Source organism: Streptomyces stoeckheimensis, assembly GCF_045822005.1.
GTDB classification, from domain to species: Bacteria; Actinomycetota; Actinomycetes; order Streptomycetales; family Streptomycetaceae; genus Streptomyces; species Streptomyces stoeckheimensis.
Map to the genome: position 1 here is coordinate 4752116 of NZ_CP169550.1, position 14777 is coordinate 4766892.

The following is a 14777-nucleotide window of genomic DNA, read 5'->3' on the forward strand; positions in this document are numbered from 1 at the left end:
AGCGAGAGGCCGCCCACGATGTCCCGCAGCCACCGCCTCCGGTGCGTGTTCGCGGTACTGCTGGGCTGGGCCTTACTGGCCGGAACCTTCCAGGCGGCGACCCCGACGACGGCCCGGGTAGCCGCGGCGCCGACGCCGGCGGTCCTGGGGGTCCCGGCCGTCCCGTCCGTCCCGGTGGCCGCTGCGGCTCCTGCGGCTCCTACGGACCCTGCTGCCCCGGCCGTCTCGGTTGCCGGGGATCCCGCAGCCACCGGGACGGGGGCCGTGAGGGCCTCGGCCGCCGCGGAGCCGGGCTCCCCTCCCGTCGCGGCCTTCGCCTCCGACTCCGCCGGTCCGGCCGGGCCCGCCTGCGCCCCGGGGATCCCCGGCCGGGACGGCGTACCCGCCCTGCCGGGGCGGGCCGGGTCCGACCAGGCGCAGGCTCAGGCCCCGCCCGCGGGGCCCGGGCCCGAGGTGGCGGTCCCGGCGCGGGTGATACCCGTACGGGTCCTCGTACGCGGGCCCGGACCGTCGGCGCCGTCCCTGCTGGAGCTGTCCGTGATGCGGGTCTAGGAGGACCGGCCGCATCGGCCGCCCGGTCCATCCCCTCCCGTCCGCACAGCTCTGGAGCACCCGCATGCCCGCGTCCCCTTCCCCCTCCTCTTCCTCCTCTTCCTCCTCTTCCTCCCGCAAGCCCCTGCTGATCTCCGCCGGGGTCGCCCTCGCCGCCGTCACCCTCGGGCTCGTCTCCTGGCAGGCCACCAAACCCGATCACGGCACCGACACCCCCGCCCCGTCATCCGCTGCTTCCGCTCCGGAGACCCGATCCGCCGAGGATCCCGCCGCGCAGCTCAAGGCCCTGGCCCGCCGGGAGTCCGGCGACAAGCTCGCCGCGGGCCGGGCCGACGCCCCCGTCGTGCTGATCGAGTACTCCGACTTCAAGTGCGGCTACTGCGGAAAGTTCGCCCGCGACACCGAGCCCGGGCTCGTGAAGAAGTACGTGGAGGACGGCACCCTGCGCATCGAGTGGCGGAACTTCCCGATCTTCGGCGCCGACTCCGAGGCCGCCGCCAAGGCCGCCTGGGCGGCGGGGCAGCAGGACCGCTTCGCGCAGTTCCACGCGGCCGCGTACGCCGAGGGCGCCAAGGAGAAGGGCTTCGGCGCGGAGCGGCTGACCGAACTGGCCCGGGAGGCCGGGGTCCCGGACCTGGAGCGCTTCGAGAAGGACAGGGCGGGGGAGCAGGCCGCCGCCGCTCTGGCGAAGGACCAGGAGGAGGGCTACCGCATCGGCGTGACCTCCACCCCGTCCTTCTTGATCAACGGGCAGCCCATCGCGGGAGCCCAGCCCGCGGCGGCCTTCGACGCCGCCATCGCGAAGGCCAAGGCACAGGCGCAGGCGGCCGCGAAGTGACCGACGCCGGATACCTGGCCGCCCTGCTCGGCGGCCTCCTCGCGCTGCTCAGCCCGTGCAGCGCGCTGCTCCTGCCCGCCTTCTTCGCGTACTCCATCGACTCCACCTCCCGGCTGCTGGCGCGCACCGGGATCTTCTACGCGGGCCTCGCGAGCACCCTCGTACCGCTGGGGGCGGCGGGTTCGTACGCCGGTCGGTTCTTCCACGGCAACCGCGAGGCCCTCGTGCTGGCCGGCGGCTGGCTGATCATCGGGCTCGGCCTCGCCCAGATCCTGGGCCTGGGCTTCGCCTCGAAGCGGATCTCGGAGCTGTCGGGGAAGATCCGGCCGACCACCGCCCTGTCGGTGTACGCGCTGGGCGCCGTCTACGGGCTGGCCGGCTTCTGCGCCGGGCCCATCCTCGGCAGCATCCTGACGGTGGCGGCGGTCAGCGGCAGCCCGGTCTACGGAGGCCTGCTGCTGGCGGTGTACGCCCTGGGCATGGCCGTGCCGCTGTTCGTACTGGCCCTGCTCTGGGAGCGCTTCGACCTGGGCCGCCGGCGCTGGCTGCGCGGCCGCGCCTTCTCGGTCGGCCGCTTCGAACTGCACACGACCTCGCTCGCCTCGGGCCTGTTCTTCGTGCTGCTCGGCACGCTGTTCCTGGCCTACGACGGGGCGAGCGCCCTGCCGGGGCTGCTGGACGTGGACGATTCCTTCGCGGTGGAGCAGCGGGTGCAGGCGGTGGCGGACGCGGTCCCGGACTGGGCGCTGCTCGGGCTGGTGGCCGTGGCGGCGGCGGGCGCGGGCCTGGTGCAGTGGCGCCGGCGGGCCCGGGCGGCGGATGCGGGCACGGGCGCGGGCGCGGAAGGGGAATGACGAAGAAGGCCCCGTCCGATGGACGGGGCCTTCTCGATTCTCTGGTGGCTGGGGCCGGGGTCGAACCGGCGACCTATCGCTTTTCAGGCGATCGCTCGTACCAACTGAGCTACCCAGCCACGAAACCGTTTCCGGCTTCAGCGAACCTGACGGGACTTGAACCCGCGACCTCCACCTTGACAGGGTGGCGAGCTAACCAACTGCTCCACAGGTCCTTGCAATGTGCGAGCACAAGTCTCGCACACGGTAATGCGTACCCCCAACGGGATTCGAACCCGTGCTACCGCCTTGAAAGGGCGGCGTCCTGGGCCACTAGACGATGAGGGCTAAAGGCCCGCCGGGCACTTTCCAGCGCGTCGGGGACGTGAGAAGCATATGGGATCCCGGCGGCGATCGCCAAAACGGTTTCCGCGGGCGGGTCAGCGGCGGGTCGTAGGCGAGCCGGCAGCGGCCCGGGGGCGGCTCGGAGAAGACCCGGGAGGTCAGCCCCAGCCGAGCTCGTGGAGCCGCTCGTCGTCGATGCCGAAGTGGTGGGCGATCTCGTGGACCACCGTCACGGCGACCTCGTGCACCACCTCGTCCGTGCTCTCGCACATCCGCAGGGTCGGCCCCATGTAGATCGAGATCCGGTCGGGCAGCACCCCGGCGTACCACTCCCCGCGCTCCGTGAGCGGGGTCCCCTCGTAGAGGCCGAGGAGTTCGGGGTCGTCGGAGGCGGGCTCGTCCTCCACGAAGACGGCCACGTTGTCCATGACCCGGGTCAGCTCCTCGGGGATCGAGTCCAGCGCTTCGGCCACCAGCTCTTCGAACGCGTCACGCGTCATCTCCAGCACGGGGCCATTCTCCCGTGCCGCGCCCCGATTGCGGCGGCTCGTTTCCGGCGGGCCGGGACCCGGCGCGCGAGAATGGCCCGGTGGCGACCTGTGACCCCGTAACAACCTGTGAAGCGGAGTGCGGATGACCCGGCCGGCGGAGGGGGCCGAGGCCATCGACCCGGACGTCGACCTGCACGTGCCCGCGCAGCGCACCGAACCCCAGCACCGGGTGCTCGCGGCCGTGGCGGCGGGCGGTGCCGTGGGCGCCGCGGCACGGTACGCGGTCGGGCTGCTGTGGCCGGCCGCGCCCGGGGCCTTCCCGTGGGGCACCTTCTGGATCAACGTGGCGGGCTGCGCGCTCATCGGCGTCCTCATGGTGCTGATCAGCGAGGGCGGCCGGTCGGCGCATCCCCTCGTACGGCCCTTCCTCGGGGTGGGGGTCCTCGGCGGGTTCACCACCTTCTCCACCTACGCCGCGGACTTCGCGCGGCTCCTCGACGCCGGTGAGGCCGGTACCGCGCTGGCGTACGCCGGGCTCACGGTGGCCGCGGCGCTGGCCGCGGTGTGGGCGGCGGCCGTGATCACCCGGCGCGCGGTCGGCGACGGCCATGGGCGAGGCGAAGGCCGTGGGCGGGGAACAGGGCGGGCGGCGGGGCGGGGATGAACTGGCTGATCGTCATGGTGGGCGCGGCCGTCGGGGCGCCCCTGCGTTACCTGACCGACCGTGCGGTGCAGGCGCGGCACGACTCGGTGTTTCCCTGGGGCACCTTCGTGGTGAACGCGGCCGCCTCCCTGGTGCTGGGGGCGCTGACCGGGGCGGTGCTGGACGGGGCCGCCTCCTCGCGGCTGAACCTGCTGCTCGGTACCGGGCTGTGCGGGGCGCTGAGCACCTACTCGACGTTCTCCTACGAGACGCTGCGCCTGGCCGAGCGGGGCTGGAAGTTCCTGGCGGCGGCGAACGTGACGGCCTCGGTGCTGGTCGGGCTGGGCGGGGTCACGCTCGGCCACCAGGTGGCCGGACAGCTGTTCGCCTGACGGCGCGGCGCCCGCCCCCCTCAAGGCGTGCTGGGGCGTGTCCCTGACGGGGCAGAGGGAGTTGGGCACATTGACCCGCTCATCGCGGACCCTTGCCAGCGTTCCGGAGGTGCCCCGTGCGCCAGTTGTCCGCTTCCCTCGGTTCCCCCCGACCCTCCCGCTCCTCCCGGTCCTCCCGTTCGCTCCGCCTCGCCGTCGCCGCGCTCGCGGTGGCGGCGACGGCGGGATGCATGAGTGTCGGGGAGGACGCCGCGAAGCCGGGGCCCTCCGCGTCGACGGGTGTCCAGGGCGGCAAGTCCGGTGGCGGCTCCTCGTCCGGGAAGGGCGCCGGAACCCAGGGCGGCGGCCACGGCTCGAAGGGCGGTACGGGGAGCCAGGACGGCAAGGCCGGGGGCCCCGGGACCACCTCCGGCGCGGCCGGGGCCTCCCCCAGCCCGGGCGCGCCGGCCGGCCCGCCCGGGGCCCCCTCGCCGTCGGCCGGTCCGGGCGGCGGAGCGGGCGGCCAGGGCCCCCAGCAGCCCCCGGCGGGCGGTTCCGGCTCCGGGTCGGGGTCCGGCGGAGGCGGCGCCTCCGGGGGCGGCCAGCCCGCCTCCCCGAGCCCGGAACCGCCGAGCCCCGCACCGCCGGTCTCCCCGCCGCCCGTGACGGAACCCACACCGAGTGCGGAGCCCCCGAAGCCGGATCCGACGGGCGAGCCGGGCGGGCAGCCGTAGGCCCGACACCGGCGCGGCCGCGGTGCGATCCGCCCGCCAGGGTCTGGTGGGCGGTTGCTATTTCCGCAGGTCAGCGGCTTCTTCGGGGGAGTGACTTGCCAGACCCCGGGGAGGGTGCGTATGGTTATAGATCGTTTGATCCCATTGCCCGGCGCCGACTCCGAAGAGCGCCGCGTGGCGCGTACTCTCCCCAGCCGTGGCTGACCGCATTGAGGCGGTCGATTTGCGAATTCACGGAGTTTGGGCGCGTGCCGAGACTCCGGAAGGTTTCGCATTTCGCATGTCCATTTCCAGTTCTGACCGTTCCGTCATGCCCGAGAACGACTCCAACGAGATCGTCGACGCCGAGACCCTCGCGGTCACCGAGGCCATCGAGGCCGTAGTCGCCGACGAGATCATCGAGGCCCTCGAGGCCGACGTGGCGAACCACGAGTCCGACGACTCCTTCGAGGACTCCACCGACGCGTTCGACGACGAGGCTGCGGCCGACGACGCCGACGCCGAGCCCACCCTGACCTTCGGCGACCTCGGTCTGCCGGACGGCATCGTGCGCAAGCTCGCGCAGAACGGCGTCACCGCCCCCTTCCCGATCCAGGCCGCGACCATCCCGGACGCCCTGGCCGGCAAGGACATCCTCGGCCGTGGCCGCACCGGCTCCGGCAAGACCCTCTCCTTCGGTCTGCCGACCCTGGCCTCCCTGGCCGGCGGGCACACCGAGAAGAAGAAGCCCCGCGCGATCATCCTGACGCCGACGCGTGAGCTCGCGATGCAGGTCGCGGACGCTCTCCAGCCCTACGGCGACGTGCTCGGCCTCAAGATGAAGGTCGTCTGCGGCGGTACCTCCATGAGCAACCAGATCTTCGCTCTGGAGCGCGGTGTCGACGTCCTCGTCGCCACCCCGGGCCGTCTGCGCGACATCATCAACCGCGGCGCCTGCTCCCTGGCGAACGTCCAGGTCGCGGTCCTCGACGAGGCCGACCAGATGGCGGACCTGGGCTTCCTGCCCGAGGTCACCGAGCTGCTCGACCAGATCCCCGGCGGCGGCCAGCGCATGCTCTTCTCCGCCACCATGGAGAACGAGATCGGCACCCTGGTCAAGCGCTACCTGACCAACCCCGTCACGCACGAGGTCGACAGCGCGCAGGGCAACGTCACGACCATGACGCACCACGTCCTCGTCGTGAAGCCGAAGGACAAGGCGCCGGTCACGGCCGCCATCGCCGCCCGCAAGGGCCGCACCATCATCTTCGTCCGCACCCAGCTGGGCGCCGACCGCATCGCCGAGCAGCTCATCGAGTCCGGCGTGAAGGCCGACGCGCTGCACGGCGGCATGACGCAGGGTGCCCGTACCCGCGTCCTCGCCGACTTCAAAGACGGCTACGTCAACGCGCTCGTCGCCACCGACGTCGCCGCCCGCGGCATCCACGTCGACGGCATCGACCTGGTCCTGAACGTGGACCCGGCCGGCGACCACAAGGACTACCTGCACCGCTCGGGCCGTACCGCCCGCGCCGGCAAGTCGGGCGTGGTCGTCTCCCTCGCCCTGCCGCACCAGCGCCGCCAGATCTTCCGCCTGATGGAGGACGCGGGCGTCGACGCCTCGCGCCACATCGTCCAGGGCGTCGGCGCCTTCGACCCGGAGGTCGCCGAGATCACCGGTGCCCGTTCGCTGACCCAGGTCCAGGCCGACTCCGCGAACAACGCCGCGAAGCAGGCCGAGCGCGAGGTCGCCGACCTGACCAAGCAGCTGGAGCGCCTGTCGCGCCGTGCCGTCGAGCTCCGCGAGGAGGCCGACCGCCTGGTCGCCCGCTCCGCGCGTGAGCGCGGCGAGGACCCGGAGGCCGCTGTCGCCGAGGTGGTCGAGGCCGCCGAGGCCGAGGTCGCGGCCGCCGTGGCCGAGCCGGTCGCGGAGGAGCGCCCCGCGTTCCAGAGCCGTGACGACCGTGGCAACTACGAGCGCCGTGACAACCGTCGCGACGACCGTGGCGGCGACCGTGGCGGCTTCCGCCGTGACGACCGCGGTGACCGCGGTGGCGACCGTGGCGGCTTCCGCTCCGGTGGCGACCGTCCCACCGGTGGTGGCTTCCGTCGTGACGACCGTCCCTCGGGTGGTTTCAACCGTGACGACCGCGGTGGCGACCGTGGCGGCTTCCGCCGCGACGACCGTCCCTCCGGTGGCTTCCGCTCCGGTGGCGACCGTCCCACCGGTGGTGGCTTCCGCTCGGGCGGCGACCGTCCGGCCGGTGGTGGCTTCCGTCGTGACGACCGTCCCTCGGGTGGTTTCAACCGTGACGACCGCGGTGGCGACCGTGGCGGCTTCCGCTCCGGCGGCGACCGTCCGGCCGGTGGCGGCTTCCGTCGCGACGACCGCCCGTCCGGTGGCTTCCGCTCCGGTGGCGACCGTCCCACCGGTGGTGGCTTCCGCTCGGGCGGCGACCGTCCGGCCGGTGGTGGCTTCCGTCGTGACGACCGTCCCTCGGGTGGTTTCAACCGTGACGACCGCGGTGGCGACCGTGGCGGCTTCCGCCGCGACGACCGTCCCTCCGGTGGCTTCCGCTCCGGCGGCGACCGTCCGGCCGGCGGCGGCTTCCGCTCCGGCGGCGACCGCCCCACCGGCTCGACCGGCGGCTCCTCCTTCGGCGGCCGTCGCGACGACAAGCCCCGCTGGAAGCGCAACGACTAATCGCAGTCAGTGAACTGACTGCTTGACACAGGGCCCCGACGACACCGGTCGTCGGGGCCCTGTGGCGTTGTTGCACGGTCCTCTACCCGTCCGGCACCACCGGCTGGGGCCCTAGGGCCTGTCGTCAAAATCCCGTCGTCGCCCGAAGGGCGGCCGCGCGGCGTCTGGTGCGTGCTCTCGGCGTGCCGGGCGGAAGCCCGCGTACTGGACGTACTCGGGATTTCGCCCGGTGCGGCGAGAGCACGTGCCAGGCGTCGCGTGGCAGACGGGAGTTTGACGACAGGACCTAGGCGCCACCGGAGAGAATCAGTCGCCAGAACCTGCCACAAGGCGCCGCGCAGAAGGTCCTCACGGCAAGGCGGTGGCGGTCCCGGCCGATCCCGCGCTCCTGAACGGAGACGGCCGCGGCGACATGCTCAACACCCTTGTCGGCGTCGGGGACATCACCGGTGACGGCAGGTCCGACGCGAGTCCGAGTTGATGACACGGCCCGGACGGCCGATACCCCATCGGCTGTCCGGCGCTCTGCGGCTATGCTCTGGGGTGAGCACACCGAGGGCCATTAGCTCAATTGGCAGAGCAGCGGACTTTTAATCCGTTGGTTGTCGGTTCGAGTCCGACATGGCCTACAGCTCACAGCGCCCCACCCGGTCCGCCGGGTGGGGCGTTTTTGTGTCCTGAGGGAGAGTCAGAGGGGCTCGGAGGCGGACTCGGGGAGTGCGCAGCGGGCCGGATCCGATGGGGCGGAGCGTCGCCCGGTGGCCGGTTTTACGGCTCTGACCTGCGGTGATGTCCCATAGCTGGGTGGTGCGGGCGTTAATTGGCGGGGGTCTCCCCCCGGATGGCGTAGAGTTGTGTTTACCGACGCGGGGTGGAGCAGCTCGGTAGCTCGCTGGGCTCATAACCCAGAGGTCGTAGGTTCAAATCCTGCCCCCGCTACTCAGTACGAAGGCCCGGTCCCCTTTGGGGGGCCGGGCCTTCGTCGTATCCGTGTGTCCGTGTATCCGCTTGGCGTGCGGCCCGTCACTCGAACGGTCGCGCCCGGGTCGCCGTACGGGCCCTCCTGCCCCCAGCCTTGGGGGGCGAGGCGGACCGGGCGGCAGGAGAGCAGCGTGGTGGGGCTGGGCCGGCAGGGCATGGGCGAGCGCGTCTTCGGCGCGGTCGCCGGCAGCGCCGTGGTCCGCCGGATCGTCAAGATGCTCCCGGGCACCCTGATCGTCCTCGGCTTCCTCTTCGACGTGCTGACCCCGCCCAGCTTCACCGGCTCCCCCTTCTTCTCCGCCGCCCCGCTCATCGCGGCCCCGCTGTTCACGCTCCGGGCCACCGTCCTCACGGGGATCCTGGCCACCTTCGCCGTGGTCGTGCTGCACATCTACAACGGCACCAGCTTCAAGGTGGAGGCCATGACCGAGCTGGTCACCGTCGTGACCGTCTCCGGGCTGGCCACGCTGATCAACATCGTCGTCCGGCGCGGTACCGAGCAGCTCGCCTCCGCGCGCGGGATCGCCGAGGCCGCTCAGCGCGCCGTACTGCCGACTCCCGCCGAGCGGATCGCGGGCCTCCAGGTCGCCGCCTCGTACGAGGCCGCGCAGGCGGACGCGTTCATCGGCGGCGACCTCTACGCCGTCCAGGACACCCCGTACGGCGTGCGCCTCGCGGTGGGCGACGTACGGGGGAAGGGGCTCGGGGCGGTCGAGGCGGTGGCCGTGGTCCTCGGGGCGTTCCGGGAGGCGGCCGAGGACGAGCCCACCCTGGAGGGAGTGGCGCGGCGGCTGGAGCGGGCGCTCGCCCGGGAGGGGAACCGGCGCGACAGCCTGGACGCGGTGGAGGGGTTCACCACGTGCGTGCTCGGCGAGATCCCGTCGGGCGCGGGACTGCTGCGGCTCGTCAACCGCGGCCACCCCGAACCGCTGCTGCTGTACGCGAACGGCGGCCTCGCGGAGCTGCCCCCCTTCGAGCCGGCGCTGCCGCTGGGCATGGGGGAGCTGGGCGGCTGGCCGGACCGGGTGCAGGAGTGGCCCTTCCCGGAGGGCGCGACGCTGCTCCTGTACACGGACGGGCTGACCGAGGCCCGCGACGGAGCGGGGGCCTTCTACGATCCGGCGGCCCGGCTGCGCGGGCGGGTCTTCCCCGGGCCCGAGGAGTTGCTGAGCGCGCTCGCCACCGATGTGCGCCGGCACACGGGCGGCGCGGCCACGGACGACATGGCCCTGCTGGCGGTGGCCAGACCGGGGGCGGGGCAGCCGAACCGGCGGCGGACGGTGCGGGTGGTCCCGAAGCGGGTGGTCCCGAAAGGGGACGGAGCGTGACCGAAGAGGCGCGCTCGGCAAGCAAGCTGACGGACCGTCAATGTGAAGATGTGGCGTGAGAGGTGGGAGGGAGGGGTGATTTTTGCCCGAGTTGGTCCATGAGTGTGGCGAGAAGTCCTGGCCAGAGCTGTGCGGGTAGTGGCTGATTGTCATTAACGATCAATCGCAACTGCTTGGAATCACTCCCCTTTCTCTATTACCGTTCGATAACGCAGAGCGGTCGTCCCAGCCGTCGCAAGAGACGGCACCGTGCGCGTGCTCGCCCATGAGGAGTGTGCCCCGGTGGCCTCCAACTCGCCTGCCCCTGAAGGCATCGACGTCCAGGAGCAGCCCACCGCCGGTGCCTGGGGCGAATGGAACCCCACCGAGGACTCGGCCCGGCCGCCCCGTGGCAAGCACCGCGTGCTCAAGCAGCGCGGGGGACTGGCCCGTTCCTCCACCGTCCTCGGCGTCGGCGTGATCGCCGCGGTCGGCGCGGGAGGCATCGCCACCGCGCAGGACCGCCCGCAGGTCGCCATATCCCTGCCCTCGCTCCCGGCCCTGCCCGACCTCCCGGAGGCCCTCGGCGGCGCGGACCAGTCCGCCGAGTCCGCCGGGGATTCAGACGCCGGCTCCGCGCGGACCGCCGGGCCGGCCCGGTCGGGGATCATCCCGCAGCAGGCCGACCGCCGCTCCGACGCGGGCGAGCTGCTGCGCAGCCGCATCCTCCAGCAGGCCGAGTCCCAGCAGGATGCCGCCGCGGCCCAGGAGCGGGCCGAAGCCGAGCGGGTGGCGCAGGAGGCCGCGGCCCAGCAGGCCCGCGATGCGCAGGCGGCCAAGGAAGCGGCCGAGAAGGCGGCGGTGGAGGCGGCCGAGAAGGACGCCGCCGAGGAAGCGCGCCGGGCTCAGGAGGCCAAGGAGGCCGCAGAGGCCAAGGAGAAGGCGGAGCGCGCGGCCCGCTCGGCCGGAGCCTTCTTCCTGCCCACCTCGGCCTACACCCTCACCTCGCACTACGGCGACTCCGGTTCGATGTGGTCCTCCGGCCACCACACCGGCCTCGACTTCGCCGCTCCGACCGGCACCCCCGTCAAGGCGGTCGGCGCCGGGAAGATCATTTCGGCCGGCTGGTCCGGGGCGTACGGCTACCGCATCGTGCTGGAACTCCCCGACGGCACCGAGATCTGGTACTGCCACCTGTCCTCGATGTCGGTGACCGGCGGCTCCGTCGCCGGGGGCGACACCATCGGCCGGGTCGGCGCGACCGGCAACGTCACCGGCCCCCACCTCCACCTCGAAGTCCGCCAGGGCGGCGTCACGGTGGACCCGCTGTCATGGCTGACGGCACGGGGTCTGAACGTCTAGGACCCGGTACGAGGCCCGGCGCGGGCCCGTTGAACGGCCGGTCCGGCCCGTCGAGCGAGCCGAGCGGCCCGATCGGGCCCAGGGGGTCGAAGCAGGGCGGGAGGAGCTCCTCCAGCACCGCGGCCCGGGACAGTGCCGGTCCCGCCGTCGCGCGGCGCAGCCACAGCCGGCGCAGCAGCTCGCGCTCCCGCCCCGCGAAGTCCGGCTCCCGGTCCGGGCCGCCGCTGCGCGCCCGGTGACGTAGCAGAGCCAGCGCCGCGGCATCGGCCTCGTACAGGGCGACCGCCCGTCCCGCCGGCCGGCCCCCGGTGCTCCGGGCCAGTGCGCGGGCCAGGGAGCGCGCGGGCATCGACACCAGCGCGGGCACCTCGGCCGGGCCCAGCCAGCCGGCGGCCGCGTACACGGCGAGCTCCCCGGCGACGGCCCGCAGTCGGCGGCGCCGTATCCACACGGCCAGCCAGACCAGCAGCCCGAACACCGGGACCATCACGCAGCCGTAGACCACGTAGAACCCGGACTCGCCCAGGTCCGAGGAGCTGTTCCACAGCGCGTGCAGCCCCATGGCCGAGGCGAGGCCGAGCAGCGGCAGGCCGATCCTGCGCGTCCGGCGCACGGCGAGCGCGGCGGCGCCGAAACCGAGGCCGGTGGCCACGGTGAACAGCGGATGGGCGAAGGGGGACATGACGCCCCGGACGAAGAACGTCGCGGCCGTCACGGAGTTCAGCACCCCGGTGCCGTTCTCGACGTCCTCGTCGAAGGCGTTGCCGAGGTAGAGGATGTTCTCGGTGAAGGCGAAGCCGGTGGCGGTGAAACCGGCCATCACGAAACCGTCGGAGGGGCCGCTGAACCGGCGTCTCCTGAACAGGAACACCAGCAGCAGGGCGGCCGCCTTGGCGCTCTCCTCGACCACCGGGGCGATCGCCACCGAGCCGAGCTGGTCGCCGTAGGAGGGATCGGCGGTGGCCGCGGCTATCCACTGGGTCGCGAAACTGTTGGCCAGTATGGCGATCAGCGCCGCGGCGCACGCCCCCCAGCCGAAGCAGAACGCCACCTGCGCCCACGGGTGGGGCGCGGCCCGCCCCACCCAGCGGAACGCCGCCACGAGCGGTGCCACCGGCAGCAGGGCCAGGCCCAGGCCGACGAAGAACCCGGGCGTACCGGTCTGTTCGCGTACGAGTTCCAGGATCGCGATGCCGCAGACGCCGAGCAGCACGACGAGTGCGTACGTGCGCACGGCGCCGGCGGTACGCGGCACGCGGTGCAGCAGCCTGGGCGGCCGGGTCGCTCGGGGCACGTGATGACTCTACCGAGCTGACCCGACACGCGGAGTGATGTACTCAGTTCTGGGCGTTACCCGTGCGCCGGAACAGCAGATCGTGTACGACGTGTCCCTTGTCGAGGCCCTGCCCCTCGAAGCGGGTGAGCGGCCGGAAGTCGGGGCGCGGCGCGTAACCGCCGTCGGCCTGCGTGTTCTCGAACTCCGGCTGGGCCGTCAGCACTTCGAGCATCTGCTCGGCGTACGGCTCCCAGTCGGTCGCGCAGTGCAGGATCGCCCCGGGCGCCATGCGGGTGGCGGCCAGCGCGAGGAACTCGGGCTGGATCAGGCGCCGCTTGTGGTGGCGGGCCTTGGGCCAGGGGTCCGGGAAGTACACGCGGAGTCCGGCGAGGGAGTCCGGGGGCAGCATCTCGCGGAGCAGGATGATGGCGTCGCCGTTCGCGACGCGGATGTTGGTCATCCCGCCGCGCTCGGCGAGCGCGAGGAGGTTGCCCTGCCCGGGGGTGTGCACGTCGGCGGCCAGGATCCCGGTGCCCGGGTCGGCGGCGGCCATCTGCGCGGTGGCCTCGCCCATGCCGAAGCCGATCTCCAGGACGACGGGAAGCCCGTCGAACATCTTCTTGAGATCGATCACGTCGTGCCCGTCGATGTCGAGCCCCCAGGTCCCCCAGAGCCGCTTCAGGGCCTCGCCCTGCCCGGTGGTCACCCGGCTGCGACGGGGCTGGAAGCTCCGGATCCGCCGCTCGTGGTGCGAACCCGCCGGATCGGGCGCGGGCCCGTCGGGGAACCGCGGCTCGGTGCGCCACTTCGGGGGCACGTAGGTGGAGGTCGCCTCCGGCACGGGCTCGGCGGCGGGATTCTGGGGACTCAGAGACTCAGACACAATCCCCGGATTCTACGTCTTTCCAGCCGTCCGGCGTTTGAGGACCGGGGTCCGGGGCGGAGCCCCGGTAGGGGTCCGGGCGCAGCCCGGGGAACGGGCGAAGGGCGGGTAGGGGACTCTGTCCCGCGCAGCGGCACACCCGCAGCCGCGCCACGGCGCAGGGGACGGCCCCGCGCAGCGGCGATCCGGGCGCGGGCCGCCACGACCCGGAGCCGAGCCCCGCAGGGCTACGCGCTGCGCAGGGACTTGAGCGCCCGCCCGGCAATCTCCCGCCCGATCGGCAGCGAAGCGGTGGCCGCGGGCGAAGGCGCATTCAGCACGTGCACCGTCCGCTCCCCCTCCCGGATCAGGAAGTCGTCCACCAGCGCCCCGTCCCGCAGCACGGCCTGCGCCCGCACCCCCGCTGCCGCGGGCACCAGATCCTCCGCGCGCACCGCCGGCAGCAGCCGCCGCACCGCCTCGACGAACGCCGCCTTCGACAGCGACCGCCGCACCTCACCCGCTCCGTACCGCCAGTGCCGCGCGGCCATCCGCCAGGATCCCGGCCAGGCCAGCTCGTCCGCGAGGTCCCGCGGCCGGACCACGCCCCAGCCGTACCCCTCGCGCGCCAGCGCCGGCACCGCGTTCGGCCCGACGTGGACCCCGCCGCCGATGCCGCGGGTCAGGTGGACGCCGAGGAAGGGGAACGCCGGGTCCGGCACCGGATAGACCAGCCCGCGCACCAGATCGGGCCGGGCCAGGTCGTAGTACTCGCCCCGGAAGGGCAGGATCCGCATCTGCGGGTCGTCCCCGGCCAGCCGCGCGATCCGGTCGCACTGCAGCCCGGCGCAGTTCACCAGCACCCGCGCGCGCACCACCACACCGCTGCTCGTGCGCACCGCCACCCCGGACGCGCGCCGCGAGATCAGCTCGACGGCCCCGCCGTAGACGATCTCCGCCCCCGAGGACTCCGCGAGCTGCTGAGCGACCCGCCCGTAGTCCACGATCCCGGTGGTTCCCACGTGGATCGCCGCGAGCCCGCGCACTTCGGGCTCGTACTCCGAGATCTGCGTCGGCCCCAGCTCCCGCACCGGGATGCCGTTCTCCCGGCCCCGCTGCACGAGTGCGTGCAGCCGCGGCAGCTCGTCCCGCTCGGTGGCGACGATGAGCTTGCCCGTCACCTCGTGCGGGATGCCGTGCTCCGTGCAGAACTTGACCATCTCGGCCGCGCCGCGCACCGCGAAGCGCGCCTTGAGGGAGCCCGGCTTGTAGTAGATCCCGCTGTGGATCACGCCGCTGTTGCGGCCCGTCTGGTGCCGGGCGGGGCCGTCCTCCTTCTCCAGGACGACCACCCGGGTCCCCGGAGCGAGCCCCGCGAGCGCATGCGCCGTCGACAGGCCGACGATCCCGCCGCCGATCACCAGCACATCGCAGTCCAGTCTGCCCATGCCGCCCACGCCGCCGCCCACACTGACACCTCCCACCCCTGCATAGTGCAC

13 protein-coding genes and 5 tRNA genes are annotated in these 14777 nt (G+C 73.2%); 11 read left to right on the top strand and 7 right to left on the bottom strand.

The genetic code is table 11. The annotated features are described in order from the left end of the window. Positions 1 to 45 precede the first annotated feature (45 nt). The 3 genes from ACE1OC_RS21585 to ACE1OC_RS21595 all read left to right on the top strand — a co-directional run bounded on the left by ACE1OC_RS21585 (position 46) and on the right by ACE1OC_RS21595 (position 2244). Entirely contained in the window at positions 46 to 552 is a 507-nt protein-coding gene (locus tag ACE1OC_RS21585) for a hypothetical protein (protein ID WP_407838367.1), read from the top strand. 64 nt (positions 553 to 616) lie between these two features. Continuing rightward, positions 617 to 1390 carry a DsbA family protein gene (locus ACE1OC_RS21590; protein ID WP_407838368.1) on the top strand — a complete coding sequence of 258 codons (774 nt, stop codon included), beginning with the start codon at positions 617 to 619 and terminating at the stop codon, positions 1388 to 1390. Next, positions 1387 to 2244 (top strand): cytochrome c biogenesis CcdA family protein, encoded by an 858-nt coding sequence (locus tag ACE1OC_RS21595; protein ID WP_407838369.1) that lies wholly within the window; start codon positions 1387 to 1389, stop codon positions 2242 to 2244. The genes ACE1OC_RS21590 and ACE1OC_RS21595 overlap by 4 nt, the downstream gene beginning before the upstream one ends. A gap of 42 nt (positions 2245 to 2286) precedes the next feature. On the opposite strand, the gene ACE1OC_RS21600 is transcribed toward ACE1OC_RS21595, so the two are convergent. The 4 genes from ACE1OC_RS21600 to ACE1OC_RS21615 all read right to left on the bottom strand — a co-directional run bounded on the left by ACE1OC_RS21600 (position 2287) and on the right by ACE1OC_RS21615 (position 3077). Beyond that, positions 2287 to 2363, bottom strand: a tRNA-Phe gene (locus ACE1OC_RS21600). A 22-nt stretch (positions 2364 to 2385) separates the two neighbouring features. Continuing rightward, a tRNA-Asp gene (locus ACE1OC_RS21605) sits at positions 2386 to 2459 on the bottom strand. 39 nt (positions 2460 to 2498) lie between these two features. Further along, positions 2499 to 2571: transfer RNA gene (locus ACE1OC_RS21610), tRNA-Glu, on the bottom strand. A gap of 155 nt (positions 2572 to 2726) precedes the next feature. Continuing rightward, positions 2727 to 3077 (bottom strand): metallopeptidase family protein, encoded by a 351-nt coding sequence (locus tag ACE1OC_RS21615; protein WP_250751922.1) that lies wholly within the window; start codon positions 3075 to 3077, stop codon positions 2727 to 2729. A 124-nt stretch (positions 3078 to 3201) separates the two neighbouring features. Between ACE1OC_RS21615 and crcB the strand changes: the two genes are divergently transcribed. The 8 genes from crcB (at position 3202) to ACE1OC_RS21655 (ending at position 11140) form a co-directional block, all read left to right on the top strand. Next, complete coding sequence (crcB, locus tag ACE1OC_RS21620) at positions 3202 to 3723, top strand: fluoride efflux transporter CrcB (RefSeq protein ID WP_407838370.1); 522 nt, start codon at positions 3202 to 3204, stop codon at positions 3721 to 3723. Then, the gene (locus tag ACE1OC_RS21625; protein WP_250751918.1) at positions 3720 to 4094 is read left to right on the top strand and encodes a fluoride efflux transporter FluC; all 375 of its coding nucleotides are present in this window, start codon (positions 3720 to 3722) and stop codon (positions 4092 to 4094) included. The genes crcB and ACE1OC_RS21625 overlap by 4 nt, the downstream gene beginning before the upstream one ends. Before the next feature lie 230 nt (positions 4095 to 4324). Further along, positions 4325 to 4807, top strand: coding sequence for a hypothetical protein (locus ACE1OC_RS21630; protein WP_407838371.1), 483 nt, complete (start codon positions 4325 to 4327; stop codon positions 4805 to 4807). A gap of 310 nt (positions 4808 to 5117) precedes the next feature. Beyond that, on the top strand, positions 5118 to 7490 hold the full coding sequence (locus ACE1OC_RS21635) for a DEAD/DEAH box helicase (protein WP_407838372.1): 2373 nt from the start codon (positions 5118 to 5120) through the stop codon (positions 7488 to 7490). Between the two features lie 556 nt (positions 7491 to 8046). After that, positions 8047 to 8119 (top strand) — tRNA-Lys (locus ACE1OC_RS21640). A 236-nt stretch (positions 8120 to 8355) separates the two neighbouring features. Next, positions 8356 to 8429, top strand: a tRNA-Met gene (locus ACE1OC_RS21645). A 173-nt stretch (positions 8430 to 8602) separates the two neighbouring features. Continuing rightward, positions 8603 to 9799, top strand: a complete 1197-nt coding sequence (locus tag ACE1OC_RS21650) for a PP2C family protein-serine/threonine phosphatase (RefSeq protein ID WP_407838373.1) — start codon at positions 8603 to 8605, stop codon at positions 9797 to 9799. A gap of 282 nt (positions 9800 to 10081) precedes the next feature. After that, entirely contained in the window at positions 10082 to 11140 is a 1059-nt protein-coding gene (locus ACE1OC_RS21655; protein WP_407838374.1) for a M23 family metallopeptidase, read from the top strand. On the opposite strand, the gene ACE1OC_RS21660 is transcribed toward ACE1OC_RS21655, so the two are convergent. From ACE1OC_RS21660 to lhgO, 3 genes are all read right to left on the bottom strand, one after another. Beyond that, positions 11091 to 12434 (bottom strand): PrsW family intramembrane metalloprotease, encoded by a 1344-nt coding sequence (locus ACE1OC_RS21660; protein ID WP_407838375.1) that lies wholly within the window; start codon positions 12432 to 12434, stop codon positions 11091 to 11093. The genes ACE1OC_RS21655 and ACE1OC_RS21660 overlap by 50 nt on opposite strands. 43 nt (positions 12435 to 12477) lie before the next feature. Further along, positions 12478 to 13257: a tRNA (guanosine(46)-N7)-methyltransferase TrmB gene (gene trmB, locus ACE1OC_RS21665; RefSeq protein ID WP_407841635.1), complete on the bottom strand. Its 780-nt coding sequence runs from the start codon at positions 13255 to 13257 to the stop codon at positions 12478 to 12480. A 269-nt stretch (positions 13258 to 13526) separates the two neighbouring features. Further along, positions 13527 to 14726 carry an L-2-hydroxyglutarate oxidase gene (gene lhgO / locus ACE1OC_RS21670; RefSeq protein ID WP_266960224.1) on the bottom strand — a complete coding sequence of 400 codons (1200 nt, stop codon included), beginning with the start codon at positions 14724 to 14726 and terminating at the stop codon, positions 13527 to 13529. Positions 14727 to 14777 lie beyond the last annotated feature (51 nt).